21 protein-coding genes and 1 pseudogene are annotated in these 21456 nt (G+C 69.1%); 20 read left to right on the top strand and 2 right to left on the bottom strand.

Annotated elements, in window-relative coordinates; all coding sequences use genetic code 11:
• Positions 1-143: 143 nt before the first annotated feature.
• From ftsZ to MRBLWS13_RS03890, 7 genes and pseudogenes are all read left to right on the top strand, one after another.
• Positions 144-1295 carry a cell division protein FtsZ gene (ftsZ, locus tag MRBLWS13_RS03920; RefSeq protein ID WP_349427736.1) on the top strand — a complete coding sequence of 384 codons (1152 nt, stop codon included), beginning with the start codon at positions 144-146 and terminating at the stop codon, positions 1293-1295.
• 46 nt (positions 1296-1341) lie between these two features.
• On the top strand, positions 1342-2028 hold the full coding sequence (locus tag MRBLWS13_RS03915) for a YggS family pyridoxal phosphate-dependent enzyme (protein ID WP_349428977.1): 687 nt from the start codon (positions 1342-1344) through the stop codon (positions 2026-2028).
• 32 nt (positions 2029-2060) lie between these two features.
• The gene (gene sepF, locus MRBLWS13_RS03910) at positions 2061-2525 is read left to right on the top strand and encodes a cell division protein SepF (protein WP_308867697.1); all 465 of its coding nucleotides are present in this window, start codon (positions 2061-2063) and stop codon (positions 2523-2525) included.
• Positions 2526-2534: 9 nt separating this feature from the next.
• On the top strand, positions 2535-2834 hold the full coding sequence (locus tag MRBLWS13_RS03905) for a YggT family protein (RefSeq protein WP_308867539.1): 300 nt from the start codon (positions 2535-2537) through the stop codon (positions 2832-2834).
• 139 nt (positions 2835-2973) lie between these two features.
• On the top strand, positions 2974-3546 hold the full coding sequence (locus MRBLWS13_RS03900; RefSeq protein ID WP_349427735.1) for a DivIVA domain-containing protein: 573 nt from the start codon (positions 2974-2976) through the stop codon (positions 3544-3546).
• 3 nt (positions 3547-3549) lie between these two features.
• Positions 3550-4080 (top strand): annotated as a pseudogene (gene lspA / locus MRBLWS13_RS03895) (signal peptidase II); the annotation flags it as partial.
• Between the two features lie 259 nt (positions 4081-4339).
• On the top strand, positions 4340-5260 hold the full coding sequence (locus MRBLWS13_RS03890) for an RluA family pseudouridine synthase (protein ID WP_349427734.1): 921 nt from the start codon (positions 4340-4342) through the stop codon (positions 5258-5260).
• Between the two features lie 45 nt (positions 5261-5305).
• Here MRBLWS13_RS03890 and MRBLWS13_RS03885 read toward each other — a convergent pair whose 3' ends face one another.
• A complete protein-coding gene (locus tag MRBLWS13_RS03885) occupies positions 5306-5785 on the bottom strand; it encodes an NUDIX domain-containing protein (protein ID WP_349427733.1) in 480 nt (159 codons plus the stop codon).
• A 77-nt stretch (positions 5786-5862) separates the two neighbouring features.
• Between MRBLWS13_RS03885 and MRBLWS13_RS03880 the strand changes: the two genes are divergently transcribed.
• The 7 genes from MRBLWS13_RS03880 to MRBLWS13_RS03850 all read left to right on the top strand — a co-directional run bounded on the left by MRBLWS13_RS03880 (position 5863) and on the right by MRBLWS13_RS03850 (position 14744).
• Positions 5863-6432: a GNAT family N-acetyltransferase gene (locus MRBLWS13_RS03880; RefSeq protein WP_349427732.1), complete on the top strand. Its 570-nt coding sequence runs from the start codon at positions 5863-5865 to the stop codon at positions 6430-6432.
• Positions 6433-6441: 9 nt separating this feature from the next.
• Positions 6442-6888: a hypothetical protein gene (locus MRBLWS13_RS03875; RefSeq protein ID WP_349427731.1), complete on the top strand. Its 447-nt coding sequence runs from the start codon at positions 6442-6444 to the stop codon at positions 6886-6888.
• A 203-nt stretch (positions 6889-7091) separates the two neighbouring features.
• Positions 7092-10562 (top strand): DNA polymerase III subunit alpha, encoded by a 3471-nt coding sequence (dnaE, locus tag MRBLWS13_RS03870; protein ID WP_349428976.1) that lies wholly within the window; start codon positions 7092-7094, stop codon positions 10560-10562.
• Positions 10563-10681: 119 nt separating this feature from the next.
• Positions 10682-11791 (top strand): hypothetical protein, encoded by a 1110-nt coding sequence (locus MRBLWS13_RS03865; protein ID WP_349427730.1) that lies wholly within the window; start codon positions 10682-10684, stop codon positions 11789-11791.
• A gap of 84 nt (positions 11792-11875) precedes the next feature.
• Positions 11876-13177: a histidinol dehydrogenase gene (gene hisD / locus MRBLWS13_RS03860; protein ID WP_349427729.1), complete on the top strand. Its 1302-nt coding sequence runs from the start codon at positions 11876-11878 to the stop codon at positions 13175-13177.
• Positions 13178-13208: 31 nt separating this feature from the next.
• Positions 13209-13700 carry a transcriptional regulator NrdR gene (gene nrdR, locus MRBLWS13_RS03855; RefSeq protein ID WP_349427728.1) on the top strand — a complete coding sequence of 164 codons (492 nt, stop codon included), beginning with the start codon at positions 13209-13211 and terminating at the stop codon, positions 13698-13700.
• An 18-nt stretch (positions 13701-13718) separates the two neighbouring features.
• On the top strand, positions 13719-14744 hold the full coding sequence (locus tag MRBLWS13_RS03850; protein ID WP_349427727.1) for a quinone-dependent dihydroorotate dehydrogenase: 1026 nt from the start codon (positions 13719-13721) through the stop codon (positions 14742-14744).
• Between the two features lie 30 nt (positions 14745-14774).
• Here the strand turns inward: MRBLWS13_RS03850 and MRBLWS13_RS03845 are convergent, their stop codons facing one another.
• A complete protein-coding gene (locus tag MRBLWS13_RS03845) occupies positions 14775-15371 on the bottom strand; it encodes a DUF3043 domain-containing protein (RefSeq protein ID WP_349427726.1) in 597 nt (198 codons plus the stop codon).
• Positions 15372-15418: 47 nt separating this feature from the next.
• Here MRBLWS13_RS03845 and MRBLWS13_RS03840 point away from each other — a divergent pair, with 47 nt between their 5' ends.
• From MRBLWS13_RS03840 to MRBLWS13_RS03815, 6 genes are all read left to right on the top strand, one after another.
• Positions 15419-16819 carry a dipeptidase gene (locus MRBLWS13_RS03840; RefSeq protein ID WP_349427725.1) on the top strand — a complete coding sequence of 467 codons (1401 nt, stop codon included), beginning with the start codon at positions 15419-15421 and terminating at the stop codon, positions 16817-16819.
• Between the two features lie 129 nt (positions 16820-16948).
• Positions 16949-17314 (top strand): iron-sulfur cluster assembly accessory protein, encoded by a 366-nt coding sequence (locus MRBLWS13_RS03835; RefSeq protein WP_349427724.1) that lies wholly within the window; start codon positions 16949-16951, stop codon positions 17312-17314.
• A 169-nt stretch (positions 17315-17483) separates the two neighbouring features.
• Complete coding sequence (gene coxB, locus MRBLWS13_RS03830; protein ID WP_349427723.1) at positions 17484-18383, top strand: cytochrome c oxidase subunit II; 900 nt, start codon at positions 17484-17486, stop codon at positions 18381-18383.
• 2 nt (positions 18384-18385) lie between these two features.
• Positions 18386-20149 carry a cytochrome c oxidase subunit I gene (ctaD, locus tag MRBLWS13_RS03825; RefSeq protein ID WP_349427722.1) on the top strand — a complete coding sequence of 588 codons (1764 nt, stop codon included), beginning with the start codon at positions 18386-18388 and terminating at the stop codon, positions 20147-20149.
• 1 nt (position 20150) lies between these two features.
• Entirely contained in the window at positions 20151-20585 is a 435-nt protein-coding gene (locus tag MRBLWS13_RS03820) for a cytochrome c oxidase subunit 4 (protein ID WP_349427721.1), read from the top strand.
• Between the two features lie 55 nt (positions 20586-20640).
• Entirely contained in the window at positions 20641-21450 is an 810-nt protein-coding gene (locus MRBLWS13_RS03815) for a protein phosphatase 2C domain-containing protein (protein ID WP_349427720.1), read from the top strand.
• Positions 21451-21456: the final 6 nt, after the last annotated feature.

Genomic DNA, 21456 nt, shown 5'->3' with positions numbered 1-21456 from the left:
CCGGATGCCGCGACACGCCGTCTCGGTCCGCACGCTGGCGCGGCATCCGCTTACTTTCGAGTCAAGGAATTGCATACCGGGCAATTCTTTATACCTCTACTAGAGGTTGAAGGTTTAGAAGGTCCAGGGCTACGGAGGCCGGCATGAGCCAGAACCAGAACTACCTCGCCGTGATCAAGGTCGTCGGCGTCGGCGGCGGCGGCGTCAACGCGGTCAACCGCATGATCGAGCTCGGTCTGCGGGGCGTCGAGTTCATCGCCATCAACACCGACGCCCAGGCGCTGCTGATGAGCGACGCCGACGTCAAGCTCGACGTGGGGCGCGAACTGACCCGAGGGCTCGGCGCAGGTGCCGACCCCGAGGTGGGTCGGCGCGCCGCCGAAGACCATGCCGAAGAGATCGAGGAGGCGCTGCGCGGCGCCGACATGGTCTTCGTCACGGCCGGCGAGGGCGGCGGCACGGGCACGGGTGGTGCCCCGGTGGTCGCGAAGATCGCCAAGTCGATCGGCGCCCTCACCATCGGTGTCGTGACCAAGCCGTTCTCGTTCGAGGGCCGCCGTCGTCAGCAGCAGGCCGAGACCGGAGTCGCGAAGCTCAAGGAAGAAGTCGACACCCTGATCGTGGTGCCGAACGACCGCCTCCTCGAGATCAGCGACCGCGGCATCTCGATGATCGAGGCGTTCGCGACCGCCGACCAGGTGCTTCTCGCCGGTGTGCAGGGCATCACCGACCTCATCACGACGCCGGGTCTCATCAACCTCGACTTCGCCGACGTCAAGTCGGTCATGCAAGGAGCCGGATCCGCCCTCATGGGCATCGGCTCGGCGAGGGGGGCCGATCGCGCCATCAAGGCCGCCGAGCTCGCCGTCGAGTCGCCGCTGCTCGAAGCGTCGATCGAGGGTGCGCACGGCGTGCTGCTGTCGATCCAGGGCGGGTCGAACCTCGGCATCTTCGAGATCAACGACGCGGCCCAGCTCGTCAAGGAGGCCGCGCACCCCGAGGCCAACATCATCTTCGGAACGGTGATCGACGACACCCTCGGCGACGAGGTGCGCGTCACGGTCATCGCGGCAGGCTTCGACGGCGGCGAGCCTCAGACGCGCATCGAGCCGATCACGGCCTCGCGCATCGTCTCGACGCCCGCCGTGCCGGCGACGCCCGCCGACGAGGCGGCGAAGGACCGCGACGTCGTCGAGCAGTCGGTCGTGCCCGTGTCGGTCGGCGCCGTCACCGAGTCCTCGTACGACGCGGCCTTCGGTGACGACGACCTCGACATCCCCGACTTCCTCAAGTAAGCCCATCGGCACGCTCGCGGACCGCCCTTCGACAAGACCGGAAACCGTGGGAGATCTACGTTCGCGCCTCGCGGCGATCGATGAGCGGATCGCGGATGCCGCACGCGCGGCGGGCCGCGATCCTTCGGAGCTCACCCGCATCGTCGTGACGAAGTTCCACCCCGCATCGCTCGTGCAGGAGCTCTACGAGCTCGGCGTGCGCGACGTGGGGGAAAACCGGCAGCAGGAGTTCAGCCGGAAGGTCGTCGAGACCGGCGAGCTCGCGGGCCTGCGGTGGCATTTCATCGGGCAGGCGCAGACCAACAAGGCGCGCGCGATCCGGGCAGCGTCATCCGTCGTCCATTCGCTCGATCGCGCCCGCCTCGCCGACGCGCTCGATGCGGCGGCCGAGCCCGGTGAACCGGCGCTCGACGTGTTGCTGCAGGTCAACCTCACCGCCGACCCCGGTCGCGGCGGCGTGGCGCCTGCGGAGCTCGAGGCCCTCGCCGCACACGCGGCAGCGCTGCCCTCGCTGCGCGTGCGCGGCGTGATGGCGGTCGCGCCGCTCGACGAGCCGCCGGCGCCGGCGTTCGCGCGTCTGAACGCCCTCGCGGACGTCGTGCGTGCCGTCGTGCCCGACGCCGACTGGATCTCGGCCGGGATGACCGCAGACTTCCCCGAAGCGATCGCGGCCGGCGCGACACACCTTCGGATCGGTTCGGCAATCACGGGCCCCAGACCAGAACCCGGTTAACCTCGGAACAGATGAGCACTACGGAGGATCAGATGTCGAACCCGCTCAAGAAGACCATGGTGTATCTCGGACTCGCGGACGAGGAAGAGGTCTACGAAGAGCCGGCGCCCCAGCCGCGTGCTCGCAAGTCGGAGCAAGTCGTCGATAAGCCGGCCGCACCCGTGACCCCGATCCACCGGCCCGCGGTCGTCCGTCAGCCGGCGCCGGCGACGATCAACGAGATCCTCACGGTGCACCCCAAGCAGTACCGCGACGCCCAGGTCATCGCCGAGAACTTCCGTGACGGCATCCCCGTCATCATCAACCTCTCGCAGATGAGCGATGCCGACGCGCGACGCCTGATCGACTTCGCCAGCGGCCTGTCGCTTGGCCTGTACGGACGCATCGAGCGCGTCACGAGCAAGGTCTTCCTGCTCTCGCCCGAGAACGTCGCCGTATCGGGCGATGGAGCCGTCGCGCAGGCCGATCCGGAGTCGGTCCCCTTCACTCAGCCGTAGTCTGGCTACGTGGCCGTCGTTCAACTCATCGCAGCGATCCTCAACCTCGCGCTGCTGCTCTATGTCTTCGTGTTGCTCTCGCGGCTGATCCTCGACTGGATCCCGTTCTTCAACCGCGAATGGCGTCCGCGTGGCGCCGGGCTCGTCGTTGCGGAGCTCATCTACACCGTCACCGATCCGCCCATCAAGCTGTTCCGGCGCTTCATCCCGCCGTTGCGGGTGGGCGCCATCGCGATCGACTTCGGGTTCGCGCTGACGATGCTGGGATGCTTCATCCTGCTCAGCATCACGCGCACGCTCGCCGGCTGAAACCGGCGACGCGCCGCGACCCGGGCGTCGCCTTCGACACTCTCAGAACCGATGACTATGCTTTGCTGATACGAACGGCCGCCAGCCGGCGGCCGCCCCGACATCGGCCAGCGACCAGACGCTCGAAAGAGGAATCACCATGGCATTGTCCCCCGATGACGTCGTCACCAAGCAGTTCCAGCACGTCCGCTTCAAGGAGGGCTTCGACCCCGACGAGGTGGACGATTTCCTCGACGAGATCGTCGTGGAGTGGCGCAAGGCTCTCACCGAGAACGAGGAGCTGAAGGCCAAGCTGGCGGCGTACGAGTCGGGTGCCGCTCCCGCACGTGCCGCCGAGCCCGCCCCCGCGCCGGTCGCCGAGGCCGCCCCGGTCACCGGTGCCGCCCCCGCCGCGAGCGCAGGCATCATCGAGCTGGCCCAGCGCCTGCACGACGAGCACGTCGCCGAGGGCATCGCGCAGCGCGACCAGCTCATCTCCGACGCCAAGTCGCAGGCGGCCTCCATCGTGTCCGAGGCCGAGACCCGCGGCCGCGAGGAGCTCGCGAAGCTCGACCGCGAGCGCACCACGCTCGAGGGCCGCATCACCGAGCTGCGCAACTTCGAGCGCGACTACCGCGCTCAGCTGCGCAGCTACATCGAGGGCAAACTGCGCGACCTCGAGACCTCGGCGACGACGTCCGGCGCACAGCCGGTCTCGGCGCTGGGCCTCTAGGCCTTGACGCGTCGACCTCCCCTTCGTCAGGCGGCGGCCGGCATCATCATCGCGAGTCTCGCGGTGCTGGTGCTGGCCGCCGACCAGTTGGCGAAGTATCTCGCTCTCGAGAACCTGCCGTACCAGGAGCCCGTCGAGGTCCTCGGCGACTTCCTGAGCTTCTACCTGACACGCAATCCCGGTGCCGCGTTCTCGCTCGGCGCTGAGGTCACGTGGATCTTCACCATCGCGCTGGCCGTCGTGGCCGGCGTCATCGCCTGGCTCGCCGCGACACGGGTGCGTTCCCGGCTGTGGGCCGTCGCGCTCGGACTCCTTCTCGGCGGCGTCCTGGGCAATCTGACCGACCGGCTCTTCCGCGACCCCGGGTTCGCGGTCGGACATGTCGTCGACTTCATCAACACGCCGTGGATGTGGTTCTTCCCCGGCATGTCGCCGGCGATCTACAACATCGCCGACATCTTCATCGTGTGCGACATGATCGCGATCGCACTGCTGGTACTCGTGGGGGTGCACATGGACGGATCGCGCGACCGCGGCCGCAATGACGAAGAGGAAACCGAGACCCTGCTGGGTGCCGAGGGCGATCAGTTCGCGCCGGGCGGCGCGGTGGCAGGCTTCGGGAGCGAGTTCCCGGTGGCGGAGGCCGATGCCGGCGTCCCCGCCGACGAGCGCGGGCTCCCGCCGCTGAGCGAGAGCGAGCAGCTCGAGGTCGAGGCGGAGGCCGAGCGCGAGGCGGAGGAGTACGAGGCCGAGCCCGAGCACCGCCGCCCTGGGCGCGACGCCGAGATCTGACGTGGAGTCGCGGAGCCTTCCCGTTCCCGACGGGCTCGACGGCACGCGCGTCGACGCGGCGCTCGCGAAGATGCTCGGGTTCTCGCGCACCTTCGCGGCCGACGTGGCCGATGCCGGCGGCGTGTCGATGGACGGGCGGACGCTCGCGAAGTCCGACAAGCTGCGCGGCGGCGCGTGGCTGGACGTGGCGTGGGCACCCAAGGAGGAGCCGCGCGTCGTCCCCGTCGAGGTGCCCGACCTCGGCATCGTCTACGACGACGACGACATCGTGGTGGTCGACAAGCCCGCCGGGGTCGCCGCCCACCCGTCGCTCGGATGGGAGGGGCCGACCGTGCTCGGCGCCCTCGCCGCCGGCGGCTACCGCATCGCGACGACCGGCGCAGCGGAGCGCCAGGGCGTGGTCCACCGCCTCGACGTCGGCACGAGCGGCCTCATGGTGGTCGCCAAGACCGAGAGCGCGTACGTCGCGCTCAAGCGCGCGTTCAAGGAGCGCGAGGTCGAGAAGATCTACCACGCGGTCGTGCAGGGCCACCCCGACCCCCTCGCCGGCACGATCGACGCGCCCATCGGGCGGCATCCGTCGCACTCGTGGAAGTTCGCCGTGACGCCCGACGGCAAGGACTCCGTCACGCACTACGAGACGCTCGAGGCCTTCCCGGGCGCCTCGCTGCTCGAGATCCACCTCGAGACCGGCCGCACGCACCAGATCCGCGTGCACATGGCCGCGCACCGGCATCCGTGTGTCGGGGATCCCCTGTACGGCGCCGATCCGACGCTGTCGGCCCGGCTCGGTCTCACGCGCCAGTGGCTGCACGCGCATGAGCTCTCGTTCGCCCACCCGAGCACGGGGGAGTGGGTCACCTTCACGTCGGCGTACCCGGCCAATCTCGCCCACGCGCTCGCGATCCTGCGCGGCGACTGAGCCCGACGCCGCCCGTCGTCACGGGGCTACGAGGGCTCACATCGGTCAGCGACCGCCCTCGAAACGGGCGACGCCCTCGTCGCGCAGGGCGGCCTGGATGCGTCCGCGCATATCGTCCGAGAGCTGCAGGGCGGGCAGCGCAGCGAGGTCGTACCAGCCGACCTCGCTCATCTCCCCGTCCGCCGGGTAGGGGTCTCCCGACACGAAGGCGCACCGGAAGGTCAGGTCGAGGTAGTCGCTCTGGTCGCCGTTCTCGTACGTGACCCGCGGGATCTGATGCACCCATGCGAGGCGCTCGGCGCGGCAGGTCACACCCGCCTCCTCGAGCGTCTCGCGCACCGCCGCGTCAGCCGGCTCCTCTCCCGGATCGACGATGCCGGTGACCGGCGTGAGGGCGCCGTTGTCGCTGCGGCGGCCGAGCAGCACGTGGTCGCCGCGCAGGACGACGGCAGTCACGCCGACGAGCGGCAGCGGCCGGGTGCCGACGAATCGGCGCAGGTCGAGGACGAAGTCGGGCGTCGGCATGACATCACCCTAGAGCGACGCGCGCGGAGGCAGCGGGAACGGTGGACGATGTCGGATGCCGGGGGCACAGTGGTCGCATGACGATCGAGGTGCGGCCGGCCACGGTGTTCGAAGACGTCGCCGCTCTGGTGGGGCCGAAGAATCCGGCGTCCAACGTGTGCTTCTGCCTGAGCTATCGCATCCCCGCGAAGGAGGCGACCGCCCTGCGCGGACCCGAGCGGGCCGAGCGTGTGCGCCGGCTCATGGACGAGGAGGGACCGATCGGGGTGCTGGCGTACGACGGCGACGAGCCCGTCGGCTGGGCGGCGGTGGCGCCTCGCACCCGGACGCATTTCGCCACCTTCCGCAAGATCCCCCATGTCGACGACCTCGATGTGTGGTCGCTGTGGTGCTTCCGCGTTCGGCCGGGTCATCGCAAGCAGGGGGTGATGCACGCGCTGGTCGACGGTGCGGTGGACTTCGCGCGCACGAGCGGAGCCCCCGCGATCGAGGGGTACCCGGTCGACAACGGCGCTGCCAGGGTGGATCTCACGATGGCCTACGTCGGCACGCAGCGCCTGTTCGAGCAGGCGGGCTTCGTCAAGGCGGCCGATACGACGTCGGTTCTCTCCGGATTCCCCCGTGTGCTCATGCGGCTCGAGCTCTAGCGTGGACGCGTGAACGACCTTCTGCGACGCCGCTTCACGCGGTCCAACACCCTGTACATCGACCTCGTCGACGCGCTCACCACCGAGCAGCTCGGGTCACGGCTCGCCGTGCCGTCCGACACCGTCGGCCATCAGCTGTGGTGCGTGCTCGGCGCGCGCGAGAGCTATCCTCGCGCGGCCCAGGCGGGGCAGTGGCAGGGGTTCACGAGTCCCGTCTCGGTGGAGCAGACGACGGATGCCGCGGCCCTGCGCACCGCCTTCGTCCAGACGGCGTCCGATGTCGGCGAGTGGATCGCGGGCCTCGACGCCGAGGACGAGGCTGCTCTCACCTACGCCCTCGCGCTGCTCGAGCACGAGACCCAGCATCACGGCCAGCTGATCCGCTTCCAGTACGGCCTCGGCATCGATCGGCCTCACTCCTGGCAGCAGCAGTACGCGCTCGACGAGGACTTCTGAAAGCCCTTCGACCTTCACTCTCCACGTGAGCGTGAGCAGGCGCAGTTCGCCCGACCTTCACCTTCGACTCGAGGGTGAATCGACCTCGCCGCGGGAGTCCGCGACTCACGCGATCGCCCGCGGCCGGTGTCGGCGGCCGAACCTAGACTCGATCCGTGGCATCCGACTCCTTCGTTCATCTGCACGTGCACAGCGAGTACTCGATGCTGGACGGTGCCGCCAAGATCGGCGCCATGACGCAGGCCGCGGCCGAGTACGGCATGCCGGCGATCGCGGTCACCGACCACGGCAACACCTTCGCGGCGTTCGAGTTCTACAACGCGGCCAAAGCCGCGGGCGTCAATCCGATCATCGGGCTCGAGGCGTACGTCACCCCCGGCACGCATCGCAGCGACAAGTCCCGCGTCGCGTGGGGCACGCCCGAGCAGAAGAGCGATGACGTCTCGGGCTCCGGCGCCTACACGCACATGACGATGTGGAGCCAGACCACGGAGGGGATGCACAACCTCTTCCGGCTGAGCTCACTCTCGAGCATGGAGGGCTACTACTTCAAGCCCCGCATGGACCGCGAGCTGCTCGAGACCTATGGCAAGGGGCTCATCGCGACGACGGGGTGCCCGTCCGGGGAAGTGCAGACGCGCCTCCGCCTGGGTCAGTACGACGCCGCCCGCGCGGCGGCCGCGGAGTTCCAGGACATCTTCGGCAGGGAGAACTACTTCGCCGAGATCATGGACCACGGGCTCTCGATCGAGCGCCGCGTCATGACCGACCTCATCCGTCTGTCCAAGGACCTGAACATCCCGCTCGTTGCGACCAACGACTCCCATTACACGCACCAGCACGAGGCCGACGCGCACGCGGCGCTCCTCTGCGTGCAGTCCGGTTCCACGCTCGACGACCCGAACCGGTTCAAGTTCGACGGGGACGGCTACTACATCAAGACCGCGCAGGAGATGCGGCAGATCTTCCGCGACCACCCCGAGGCCTGCGACAACACCCTGCTCATCGCCGAGCGGTGCGAGGTGGAGTTCAACACGAGCGCGAACTACATGCCGCGCTTCCCGGTCCCCGACGGCGAGACCGAGGACAGCTGGCTCGTCAAAGAGGTCGAGGCGGGCCTGCACTACCGCTACCCCGGCGGCATCCCCGACCGGGTGCGCAAGCAGGCCGAGTACGAGACCGGGATCATCCTCCAGATGGGGTTCCCCGGCTACTTCCTCGTCGTCGCCGACTTCATCAACTGGGCCAAGAACAACGGCATCCGCGTCGGCCCCGGCCGCGGCTCGGGCGCCGGCTCCATGGTGGCCTACGCGATGCGCATCACCGACCTCGATCCGCTCGAGCACGGCCTCATCTTCGAGCGATTCCTCAACCCCGACCGCGTCTCGATGCCCGACTTCGACGTCGACTTCGACGACCGCCGCCGCGGCGAAGTCATCGACTACGTCACGGAGAAGTACGGTTCAGAGCGCGTCGCGCAGATCGTGACCTACGGCACGATCAAGTCGAAGCAGGCGCTGAAAGACGCGGGGCGCGTGCTCGGCTTCCCGTTCAGCATGGGCGAGCGGCTCACCAAGGCCATGCCGCCGGCCGTCATGGGCAAGGACATGCCCCTGAGCGGAATGTTCGACTCGCAGCATCCCCGGTTCAAAGAGGCCAGCGAGTTCCGCGCGCTCATCGACACCGACCCCGACGCGAAGACGGTCTTCGATCGCGCGCTGGGGCTGGAGGGCCTCAAGCGTCAGTGGGGCGTCCACGCCGCGGGCGTCATCATGTCGAGCGAGCCGCTGCTCGACATCATCCCGATCATGCGCCGCGAGCAGGACGGCCAGATCGTCACGCAGTTCGACTATCCGTCGTGCGAGACGCTCGGTCTCATCAAGATGGACTTCCTGGGGCTGCGCAACCTCACGATCATCTCGGACGCCCTCGACAACATCCGCATGAACCGGGGCGAGGAGCTCGACCTCGAGCACCTCGAGCTCGACGACCGCCCCGCCTACGACCTGCTCACGCGCGGCGACACCCTCGGCGTGTTCCAGCTCGACGGCGGCCCGATGCGGTCGCTCCTGCGCCTGATGAAGCCCGACAACTTCGAGGACGTCTCGGCCGTGATCGCGCTGTACCGCCCGGGGCCGATGGGCGCCAACTCGCACATCAACTACGCGCTGCGCAAGAACGGGCAGCAGGAGGTCACGCCGATCCACCCCGAGCTCGAAGAGCCGCTCCGGGACATCCTCGACATCAGCTACGGCCTGATCATCTATCAGGAGCAGGTCATGGCGATCGCGCAGAAGGTCGCCGGGTTCTCGCTCGGACAGGCCGACATCCTCCGCCGCGCGATGGGCAAGAAGAAGAAGTCCGAGCTCGACAAGCAGTACGAGGGCTTCTCGGGTGGCATGAAGGAGCGCGGGTTCGGCGATGACGCCATCAAGGCGCTGTGGGACATCCTTCTGCCGTTCTCCGACTACGCGTTCAACAAGGCGCACTCGGCGGCGTACGGCCTCGTCTCGTACTGGACCGCATACCTGAAGGCCCACTATCCGGCCGAGTACATGGCGGCACTGCTCACCAGCGTCGCGGACTCGAAGGACAAGATGGCGGTCTACCTCAACGAGTGCCGCCGCATGGGCATCAAGGTGCTGCCGCCCGACGTGGGGGAGTCGATCCGGTATTTCGCCGCCGTTGGCGAAGACATCCGGTTCGGGCTGGGTGCCGTCCGCAACGTGGGCGCCAACGTCGTCGACGGGATCGTGGCGGCACGCAAGGACGCGAAGTTCACGTCGTTCCACGACTTCCTGGTCCAGGTCCCGATGCACGTGGCGAACAAGCGGACCATCGAGTCCCTGATCAAGGCCGGCGCGTTCGACTCGATGGGCGACACCCGTCGAGCGCTCCTGGAGGTCCACGAGGACGCCACCGAGGCAGCTGTCGATCGCAAGCGCAACGAGGCTCAGGGAGCCATCGGGTTCGACTTCGACAGTCTCTACGACGCCGTCGAGGAGGTCGTGCCGCCGAAGGTCCCGGTACGGCCGGAGTGGACCAAGAAGGACAAGCTCGCCTTCGAACGCGAGATGCTCGGCCTCTACGTGTCGGATCACCCGCTCGCCGGCCTCGAGATCCCGCTCGCCAAGCACGCGTCGACCAGCATCCACGACCTGCTCGCCTCGGAGGACGTCGGCGACGGCGACCAGGTGACGATCGCCGGCCTCGTGACGAGCGTGCAGCACCGCGTCGCCAAGCAGAGCGGCAATCCCTACGGCATGATCACGGTCGAGGACTTCGACGGCGAGATCACGGTCATGTTCATGGGCAAGACCTACACCGAGTTCCAGCACATGCTGCAGGCCGACTCGATCCTCGTCGTGCGAGGACGCGTGTCTCGACGCGACGACGGGATGAACCTGCACGCGCAGTCGGCGTTCACGCCCGATCTGGGCACGACGGACGACTCCAGCTCGCTGGTGCTGATGATGCCGGAGCGCCGAGCGAGCGAGGCCCTCATCGGCGAGCTGCTGCAGACGCTGAACCGCCACGCGGGCGACACCGAGGTCTCTTTGAAGCTCCACAGCGGCACGGTGGCGAAGGTCTTCGAGGTGCCGCATACGGTGCGGATCACCCCCGACCTCTATGGCGAACTGAAGGGTCTGCTCGGGCCGCAATGCCTGGGATGATGCGTGACACGCGGGCGGCAACGGATGCGGCGAACCCCGCGCGTAGTCTCATCGGCGTCTCATACGCCGTGGGTAATATCGGGTCGACGCGGGCTTCAGGCCCGCCGGAAGGGACGATCGTGACGGACGAGAAGCAGGACGGGAACATCGACGAGGCGGTCGCGACCGAAGAGCCGCCGCAGTACGGAGTAGGGCCCTTCTCGATCCGCGAGGTCGCCCTCGCCGGCACGTGGCTCGTCGCTTTCGTGGTGTCGTTCTTCCCGATCTACGGCGATCTGGGTGAAGGTCCGTCGGTCTGGAGCAGCGGCATCGACTGGGTGCTGACCGTCGGAGTGCCCACTGTGGCGGTATTCCTCATCGCGCTGCGCCGGCTCTCGCCGCAGGGCATCCGCCGCGTCGGCTCGCTCGGCATCGACCAGTTCGCGTCGGTCGCGTTCTCGGTGGCCACCGTGCTGTGGCTGACGATCATCTGGAACTCCTTCATCCAGCTCGCGAGCGGACGCGTCTTCGTCGCGACCTGGGTCGTCTGGGTCGAGTTCTTCCTCATGCTCGCCGGCGTGGTGCTGACCGTCCTGGCGCCGTTCATCGCGCCGTTCGCGCAGGACTTCCGAGGACGCCCCGAGGTCCCGGCGCACCGCAACGCGCGTCCGGTGCTGCCAGTGGCGCCCCGCCCCGCGTACGTCCGCCCGGAGCCCGCAGCCGACTCCGCGTACGCCGACGACTCCGCCTACGCCGCGGAGGCCGCGTACGCCGCCGAGGCTGCCCCCGAGGCGCCTGCAGCGCCCTACGCGTCGGCCGGCGACGAGGAGGCGCCGCGCGGGTACGACCTCGACGAGACCCCCCGCGCGACGACGGACGACGCCGCGACCACGGTGATCCCGCTCGACGAGCAGGACGCCGGCGCAGCGGACGAGTCGGTCTCCGCGGAGACTGCGGCGACCGAGCCTGCCGCGACCGAGCCCGCCCACGCACGTGAGTCGTTCGAACCCGTCGACAACCCGTCGTCGACGGTCGAGCCCCCCGCCGCCACCGCGCCGCAGCACCAGGCGTTCTGGGCGCTCGTCCCCGAGGAGCGCGACATCGTCGACGAGATCGGCATCCCGGTGTTCCGCATCGGTCCGACCGCGTGGGCGCTCGTGATCGAGGACCGCGGCGAGGTCTTCGTGGTGCGCCACGAGGACGGTCGCATCGGCTACCTGCACGACGTCTCCGGCGTCACGCGCGGCTGATCCCGATACGCGACGCCGGGCTTTCGCCCGGCGTCGCCGGTCGATCCGGCGAAGCCCTTCCTATCGGCGCGGTACCGTAGACGGATGCTCCGGACGATCGACCTGCGCGGGCGCACGCTCTCGCCCGCCGAACTGCTCGCGACCGTTCCCCGTGCCGCTGCGGCAAGGGAAGAGGCCCTGGCGACGGCCGCCCGCATCGTGGACGACGTCGCCGCCCGCGGCGAGGACGCACTGCGCGAGCAGGCGGAGAAGTTCGACGGAGCGACGGGCCACGACATCCGTGTGCCGGCCGCCCACCTCGACGAGGCCCTCGCGGCGCTCGACCCCGCGGTGCGCTCTGCGCTGGAAGAGGCGATCGCACGCGTGCGCGAAGCCTCTGCCGCACAGGTGCCCGCGCCGACGGTGACCGAGCTCGGACCCGGCGCCCGGGTCACCCAGCGCTGGCAGCCGGTGCGCCGCGTCGGTCTCTACGTCCCCGGCGGCAAGGCCGTCTACCCCTCCAGCGTCGTGATGAACGTGGTGCCCGCGCAGGTCGCCGGCGTGCGCGAGATCGCGCTCGCCTCGCCGCCCCAGCGGGAGTTCGGCGGCCGTGTGCACCCGGTGATCCTCGGAGCCGCCCGGCTCCTCGGCGTCACGGAGGTGTATGCGATGGGCGGGGCGGGGGCGATCGGCGCGCTCGCTCACGGCGTCGCCTCCCTCGGCCTCGAGCCGGTGGACGTCGTCACGGGCCCGGGCAACAACTTCGTGGCTGCGGCCAAGCGGGCCGTCGCCGGCCTGGTCGGGACGGATGCCGAGGCCGGCGCCACCGAGATCCTCGTCGTCGCCGACGACAGCGCCGACGCGCGCCTGGTCGCCGTCGACCTCATCAGCCAGGCCGAGCACGACGAGCAGGCCTCGGCTGTGCTCGTGACGACTTCGGAGCAGCTCGCCGACGACGTGCGGGAGGCGATCGCCCCGCGCGCCGCCGCGACCCGGCACGCCGAGCGCGTCGCGGCTGCCCTTGCCGGCCCGCAGTCGGCGATCGTCCTCGTGGACGACCTCGCCGCCGCGACGGCGTTCAGCAACGCCTACGCGCCCGAGCACCTGGAGCTGCACCTCGCCGACCCGCGCCCGGAGGAGTTCGTGCACGCGGGGGCGGTGTTCGTCGGCGCCGACTCGCCGGTGAGCCTCGGCGACTACCTCGCCGGAAGCAACCACGTGCTCCCGACCGGCGGGCAGGCGCGGTACTCGGCGGGTCTGTCGGCCGCGACGTTCCTGCGTCCGCAGCAGGTCATCGAGTACGACCGCGACGCCCTCGCGGTCGTCCGCGACGCCATCGTGACGCTGGCCGAAGCAGAGGCGCTTCCCGCGCACGGCGAGGCGATCACGGCTCGGTTCGAGGACTGAGGCCGGATTCCCGGCGTAGGCTGTCTCTGCCATGCACTGCCCGTTCTGCCGCCACGCCGATTCGCGCGTCATCGACTCGCGCACCAGCGACGACGGTCTCAGCATCCGTCGCCGGCGTCAGTGCCCCCAGTGCGGCGGCCGCTTCACGACGATCGAGACCGCCAGCCTCAACGTGATCAAGCGCTCCGGCGTGATCGAGCCGTTCAGCCGCGAGAAGGTCATGTCGGGCGTGCGTAAGGCCTGTCAGGGGAGACCCGTGACGGATGCCGATCTCGCGGTACTCGCGCAGACGGTGGAGGAGAGCATCCGCCAGACCGGCGCCTCGCAGCTCGACGCCAACGAGATCGGGCTGGCGATCCTCGGGCCGCTGCGTGACCTGGACGAGGTCGCCTACCTGCGGTTCGCGAGCGTCTACCAGGCCTTCGACTCGCTCGAGGACTTCGAGGCGGCGATCGAGCAGCTGCGCGTCGACCACGGGCGCGCGCCCGCACACGAGGACAGCGCGGCGGCCGCGGGGGAGTGACCGGATAGCCTAGGAGGGATGTATCCCCTCCTCTTCCGCACCGTGCTGTCGCGCATGGATCCCGAGTCCGCCCACCACGCCGCGATGGTCGTGATCCGCGTCCTGGGTGTGCCGCCCTTCTCGTGGGTCGCACGCGCGATCACCCGGCCGGCGCCCGAGCTCGCGACCACGGCGCTGGGGCTCACGTTCGACTCGCCGTTCGGCGTCGCCGCGGGATTCGACAAGGATGTTACCGGCGCCAAGGGCCTGCACGCGCTGGGATTCGGTCACGTCGAGGTCGGGACGGTGACGGCGATCCCGCAGGACGGGAACCCGCGCCCGAGGCTCTTCCGGCTCATCCCCGATCGCGCCGTCGTGAACCGCATGGGGTTCAACAACCACGGCGCCCAGGCGGCGGCGGCACGTCTGCGGCGCCTGCGCAAGCGCTCACGTCGTACGGTGCTCGGCGTCAACATCGGCAAGAGCCGGGTGGTCGACGTCGCCGATGCGACGGCGGACTACGTCCGAAGTGCGACCCTGCTGGCGCCGCTGGCCGATTACCTCGTCGTCAACGTCTCGTCGCCGAACACGCCCGGTCTGCGCGGCCTGCAGGCGGTCGAGACGCTGCGCCCGCTGCTGGAGGCCGTGCACGCGGCAGCAGGCGTGACGCCGCTGCTGGTGAAGATCGCGCCCGATCTCTCTGACGACGAGGTCGTCGCGATCGCGCAGCTCGCCGTCGATGCGGGGCTCGCGGGCATCATCGCGACCAACACGACGATCTCTCGCGAGGGCCTCGTCACCGACCCGGCCACGATCGCCGCGGCCGGCGACGGCGGCCTGTCGGGGGCGCCGCTGAAGACGCGCGCGCTCGAGGTGCTGCGCCTCCTGCGCGCGACGGTGCCGGCCGACTTCGCGGTGATCTCCGTCGGCGGGGTCGAGACCGCCGCAGACGTGCAGGAGCGGTTGGATGCCGGTGCCACGCTGGTGCAGGGCTACACGGCCTTCCTCTACCGCGGGCCGCTGTGGGCCCGGCAGATCAACCGCGGTTTGGCCGCGCGCCGTTGAGGCCGTGCGGCCGAGGACGTCCTGTGATGATCAGGCGGGCTTCTGGCCGCGCTTGACCTGCGGCTTCGGCAGGCGCAGGAACCGCATCTGCACGGTCCGCATGGCGGCGTACCAGCCGAGACCCTTCTCCGCCTTGCCCTCGCCGAACTTCTTCTTCACCGCGCGCTTGACCGTGATCGACGTGATCACCATGTCGCCGATCACGAAGAAGATGAAGATCCAGAGGCCCACGAACGCGTAGTACTGCAGCGCCGGGATGGGAAGGAACGTCGCCAGGATCACGAGCACCATCGCGGGCATGACCGCCTCGCCCAGGTGCCAGCCGGCGTCGACCCAGTCGCGCACGAACTTGCGCTGGGGGCCCTGGTCGCGCGCGGGGAGGTAGCGCTGGTCGCCGTTGGCCATGCCGATGCGGGCCTTCTCGCGCTGCGTGGCGAGGTCGGCCTTCGCGCGGGCCCTCGCCTCCTTCGTGTCGGCGACGAGGGGGCGCTTGCGCGCGGCCTCCTGCTCGGCGCGGGAAGGAGTGGGGCGTCCCTTGGGCGAGGGACCGCCGAGGGGGACGCCGTTCAGCGCGGTGCCCTCCGACGGTGCGTCGTTGGACGAAGGTGCTGCAGGTGTCTTGGCCACGGATGATCCTCGATGTGCGGAGTAGGGGTGCACTTAAGATTACCCGCATGAGCTCTGACCTCTCCCGACAGGATGCTGTGCGCGACGCCGCGGCATCCGGCATCCCTTCCGCACTCGCCGATCTCGGGACGCTGGTGCGTATCCCGTCCGTCGCATTCCCCGGGTTCGACCCCGCAGAGGTGCAGCGCAGCGCCGAGGCGGTCGCCGGTCTGGTGCGCGACACCGGACTGTTCGAGACCGTCGAGATCCGTTCGGCTGTCATCCCGGCCACGGGGGAGCAGGGCAGCCCTGCCGTCGTGGCCACGCGCGCGGCCCGCAACGGCCGGCCGACGATCCTGCTGTACGCGCACCACGATGTGCAGCCCGTCGGCGACGAGTCTCTGTGGGAGTCGCTCCCCTTCGAGCCGACGATTCGCGGCGGACGGCTGTACGGCCGCGGCGCCGCCGACGACAAAGCCGGCATCATGGCGCACCTCGCCGCGCTCCGCGCGCTCAAGGAGGCCATCGGCGAGGACTTCGACCTCGGTGTCGCCCTGTTCTTCGAGGGTGAGGAGGAGGCGGGATCGCGCTCGTTCGCGCAGTTCCTCTCCGACAACGCGGACGCCCTCCGCGCCGACGTGATCGTCGTCGCGGACTCGGGCAACTGGGACGCCAAGACGCCCGCCCTGACGGTGTCGCTGCGCGGCAACACCCGCTTCACGCTGCGGGTGCGCACGCTCGAGCACGCGTCGCACTCCGGCATGTTCGGGGGAGCCGTTCCCGACGCCATGATGGCGACCGTCAAGCTGCTCGCCACGCTGTGGGACGACGACGGGGCGGTCGCCGTGGCGGGCCTGACGGAACGGGATGCCGACACCCCGCCGTACAGCGAGGAGACGCTGCGCGACGAGGCCGGGCTTCCGGCGGGCGTCTCGCCGGTCGGCCGGGGCACGATCCTCAGCCGCATCTGGAACAAGCCGTCGATCACGGTGACCGGCATCGACGCGCCCAGCGTGGTCAACGCGTCGAACACGCTGAGCCCCGAGATCTCGGTCGTCATCAGCGCCCGCATCGCCCCCGGTCAGGCCGCACGCGACGCGTACGCCGCCATCGAGGCGCACCTGCACGCGCACGCGCCGTTCGGCGCCCAGCTGGAGTTCAGCGACCAGGACTTCGGCGACGCGTTCCTCGTGGACACCTCGGGCTGGGCCGTCGAGGCGGCGCGCGAGGCGCTGCACGAGGGATACGGCGTCGAGTCCGTGGACATCGGCGTCGGCGGGTCCATCCCCTTCATCGCCGACCTGGTGCGGGAGTTCCCGGGCGCGCAGATCCTCGTGACGGGTGTCGAGGACCCCCACGCGAAGGCGCACAGCCCGAACGAGTCGCTGCACCTGGAGACCTTCCGCAACGCCGTCCTGGCCGAGGCGCTGCTGCTCGAGAAACTCGACGCGCGCACCGCGCAGGCGTAGGCCGTCTCCGAGATCGGCGTGGAAACGCCGATCTCGGAGCCTCCTCCCGGCGGGCACGCGTAGAATCGACGCATCCCGCCGCCCGCAGTGGATGATGAACGATCCGGGCGGCCCTTCCGGAGGAGTGCCATGACCGACACCGCACTGACGACCGAGCTGACCGCCCGTGAGCATGGCGTGCTGCTGACCGACGCCGCCGCCGGCAAGGTCAGGAACCTGCTCGAGCAGGAAGGCCGCGACGACCTGCGCCTGCGCGTCGCCGTGCAGCCCGGCGGCTGCAGCGGCCTGATCTACCAGCTGTACTTCGACGAGCGCTACCTCGACGGCGACAAGACCGTCGATTTCAGCGGCGTCGAGGTGATCATCGACGACATGAGCGTTCCGTACCTCGACGGCGCCACGATCGACTTCAAGGACACCATCTCGGAGCAGGGGTTCACCATCGACAACCCCAACGCGGCGGGCTCGTGCGCCTGCGGTGACAGCTTCCACTGATCGGTCTCGGATCCGACACTTTTCCGGCGGGTCCGGCGCGCTTCGAATGGCGCCCGGGCCCGCCTTTTTTGATCCCTGGGACACGATCCAACCTGGGCGGATGGCCTGAATCCCCTGGACGCTTGCCCTAGACTGGCGGGAGTCCTGTTCGTGATCGGAAAGGTGCACCGTGCCTTCGAAACGCCGTATCCGCTGGGCCGTTCTCCCGCTCGGGATCGCAACGGCAGCAGTCCTCGCCGGATGCACCCCGACCGAGCTGCACGGCTTCCTCCCCGGGTTCACCGAAGACGGCCAGCCGGCCACGAATCACACCGACATGGTCGCGGGCCTCTGGGTCAACTCGTGGATCGTCCTGCTCGCCGTCGGCGTCGTCACGTGGGGCCTCATGGGCTGGGCGGCGATCGCCTACCGGCGTCGCAAGGGCCAGATGGGGCTTCCCATCCAGCTGCGCTACAACATGCCGATCGAGATCTTCTACACGATCGTGCCGCTCATCCTCGTCATCGGCTTCTTCGCCTTCACGGCACGGGACCAGACGGTCCTCGAGACGCAATACGACGACCCCGACGTGTCGATCACGGCGATTGGCAAGCAGTGGTCGTGGGACTTCCAGTACGACGGCGAGACCGACGACGACACCGTGTGGACCATGGGCGTCCAGGCCCAGACGGACGAGCGCGGCGACGTCATCAGCGAGCTCCCGACCCTGGTGCTGCCTGTCGGCGAGACGGTCAAGATCAAGCTGCAGTCGCGCGATGTCATCCACTCCTTCTGGATCATCGACTTCCTGTATAAGAAAGACATGTACATCGGCAAGGACAACTACTGGTCCTTCACGCCGACCCGCGAGGGCACGTACAACGGCAAGTGCGCCGAACTGTGCGGCGAGTACCACTCGATGATGCTGTTCAACGTGGATGTCGTGAGCCCGGAGGAGTACGAGGACTACCTCGACTCGCTGCGCGAAGCCGGCCAGACCGGTGACATCAACGACGCCTATGACCGTCTGCAGAACGCGCCCGGGACGGGCGCCACGGGCGAGGCGTCAGACGAAGAGGGAGACCACTGATCATGGCGACGACGCTTCCGCTTCAGGAGACGACGCAGGGTCGCCCGACCACCCTGCCGCCGCGTCAGGCCGCGCTGCTCAGCGCTTCGCGCGTCGAGCAGAAGGGCAACATCATCGTCAAGTGGATCACCTCCACTGACCACAAGACGATCGGCTACCTGTACCTCATCTCGTCCGTCATCTTCTTCCTCCTCGGCGGAGTGATGGCGCTGATCATCCGTGCGGAGCTCTTCGAGCCCGGCATGCAGATCATCCCGACAAAAGAGCAGTACAACCAGCTCTTCACGATGCACGGCACGATCATGCTGCTGATGTTCGCGACGCCGCTGTTCGCGGGCTTCGCGAACGCGATCCTGCCGCTGCAGATCGGTGCGCCGGATGTCGCGTTCCCGCGTCTGAACGCGTTCGCCTTCTGGCTGTTCCTGTTCGGATCGACGATCGCCGTCGCCGGCTTCCTCACCCCGCAGGGCGCGGCGTCGTTCGGATGGTTCGCGTATCAGCCGCTCGCCAACGCCAGCTTCTCTCCGGGCGCGGGTGGAAACCTCTGGATGCTCGGCCTCGGCATGAGCGGCTTCGGCACGATCCTCGGCGCGGTGAACTTCATCACGACGGTGATCACGATGCGCGCGCCGGGCATGACGATGTGGCGCATGCCGATCTTCTCGTGGAACACCCTGATCACCAGCATCCTGATCCTGATGGCGTTCCCGGTGCTGGCCGCCGCCATCCTCGCCGCCGCGGCCGACCGCGTGCTCGGTGCTCACATCTACGACCCGGCCAACGGCGGCGTGCTGCTGTGGCAGCACCTGTTCTGGTTCTTCGGTCACCCCGAGGTGTACATCATCGCGCTGCCATTCTTCGGCATCGTGTCGGAGATCTTCCCGGTCTTCAGCCGCAAGCCGATCTTCGGCTACAAGACGCTCGTCTACGCGACGATCGCGATCGCGGCGCTCTCGGTCGCCGTGTGGGCTCACCATATGTACGTGACCGGCGCAGTGCTGCTGCCGTTCTTCGCCCTCATGACGATGCTCATCGCGGTGCCCACCGGCGTGAAGATCTTCAACTGGATCGGCACGCTCTGGCGAGGCTCCGTGACGTTCGAGACCCCGATGGTCTTCGCACTCGGCTTCCTCGTCTCGTTCGTCTTCGGTGGTCTCACGGGCGTCATCCTCGCCTCGCCGCCGCTGGACTTCGCCCTGTCGGACTCGTACTTCGTCGTGGCGCACTTCCATTACGTGGTCTTCGGCACGGTCGTGTTCGCGATGTTCGCCGGCTTCTACTTCTGGTGGCCCAAGTGGACGGGGCGGATGCTCAACGAGCGCCTCGGCTACGTGCACTTCTGGATGCTGTTCATCGGCTTCCACATGACGTTCCTCATCCAGCACTGGCTGGGCGTCGACGGCATGGTGCGCCGCTACGCGGACTATTCGGAAGCGGACGGCTGGACCTGGCAGAACCAGGTGTCGACGATCGGCGCTGTCATCCTCGGCGCCTCGATGATCCCGTTCCTCTTCAACGTGTGGATCACCTCGCGCAAGGCGCCCCGGGTGACCGTCAACGATCCGTGGGGCTACGGCGCATCGCTCGAGTGGGCGACCTCGTGCCCGCCGCCGCGTCACAACTTCACGTCCATCCCGCGCATCCGCAGTGAGCGGCCCGCATTCGACCTGAACCACCCCGAGGCGGGCATCCCGGTCGGCGTCGGTCCGGCGAAGGACGCGCCCGAAGCCCCGGTTGCCGACCTCGCCGAGGGAGAGGTGAAGTAAGGTGCGCACCAACACCGGACTCTGGTGGCTGCTGTCCGCGTTCTTCCTGTTCGTGGGAGCCGTCTACACGGGCTGGAGCATCATCGCCCACCCCGACGTGCCGTGGTACCAGGGCATCGAATGGGTCGGCAGCGTGGCACTGCTGTTCACGGCGCTCATGGGCGCACTCATCGCGTTCTACATCGGTCGGGTGCACAACGCCCAGGGCGGCGAACTGCCCGAGGACGTCCTCACCGCCGACATCGACGACGGTGACCCGGAGCTCGGCGAGTTCAGCCCGTGGTCGTGGTGGCCCATCGTGCTCGCCTTCTCGGCGGCGCTCGGCATGATCGGCCTGGCGGTGGGCGCATGGCTCATGCCCATCGGCATCGGCGTCTTCGTCGTGGCGATCGTCGGCTGGGTGTACGAGTACTACCGCGGATACTTCGCCCGCTGATCGGCGAGCCGACGCTCCGCGTGACCTTCCGCACGACGTGCCCGGAGGCCCGTTCATGACGGGCCTCCGGGCACGTCTGCATGCCGCCGCCCGCTCCGACACCGGCCCGCACCGCGCGACCAACCAGGACGCCGCGTTCACGGCGCCATGGGGTGCGGCGGTCGCAGACGGCGTCGGCGGCGGTCCCGCCGGCGACTTGGCCTCGGCCACCTTCGTCCATCGCCTCGCGGCGGGCCGGCTGGACGGACTCGAGCCGGTGCAGCTGGCCGACAGCGTGCGTTCGGCCAACTGGGATCTCCGCGCCCACGTCGAGCGCGATCCGTCGCTGAGCGGCATGGCGACGACGTTCACGGGCCTCTTCGCCGACCGCGACGGCGGGGTGCTGCTCGCACACACGGGCGACTCGCGCGCCTACCGGCTGCGCGGAAGCGAGCTCACCCAGATGAGCCGCGACGACTCGCTCGTGCAGGCGCTCGTCGACCAGGGACTGGTCTCGATCGCCGAGGCAGCCTCCCACCCGCGCCGCAACCTCATCACCGCGTCGCTCAGCGGCGCCGAGCGCGACGCCGCGGTGGTGACGGCCTTCGACGCGCCGGTCGGCGATCGCTGGATGCTGTGCAGCGACGGCCTCACCGATTACGTTCCGGATGCCGACATCCGCGCGATCCTGAACGGCATCGGCGATGCGGACGCGGCCGCCGAGGCGTGCGTGGCCCTCGCGCTGGACGCCGGCAGCCGGGACAACGTCACCGTCGTGGTGTGCGACGTCGTCGATCCCGCGCTGGACAGCGCGGGCGCGTTCGCCCAGACGTCCTTCTACGGATCGGCCGCCACGCGGTACATGGAAGGGCTCGAGTCGGCCTGAGGCGGT

This window comes from Microbacterium sp. LWS13-1.2, from assembly GCF_040144835.1.
Taxonomy (GTDB): domain Bacteria; phylum Actinomycetota; class Actinomycetes; order Actinomycetales; family Microbacteriaceae; genus Microbacterium.
Note: the sequence above shows the minus strand (reverse complement) of the source record. Positions and strands in the feature narration are given on the sequence as shown.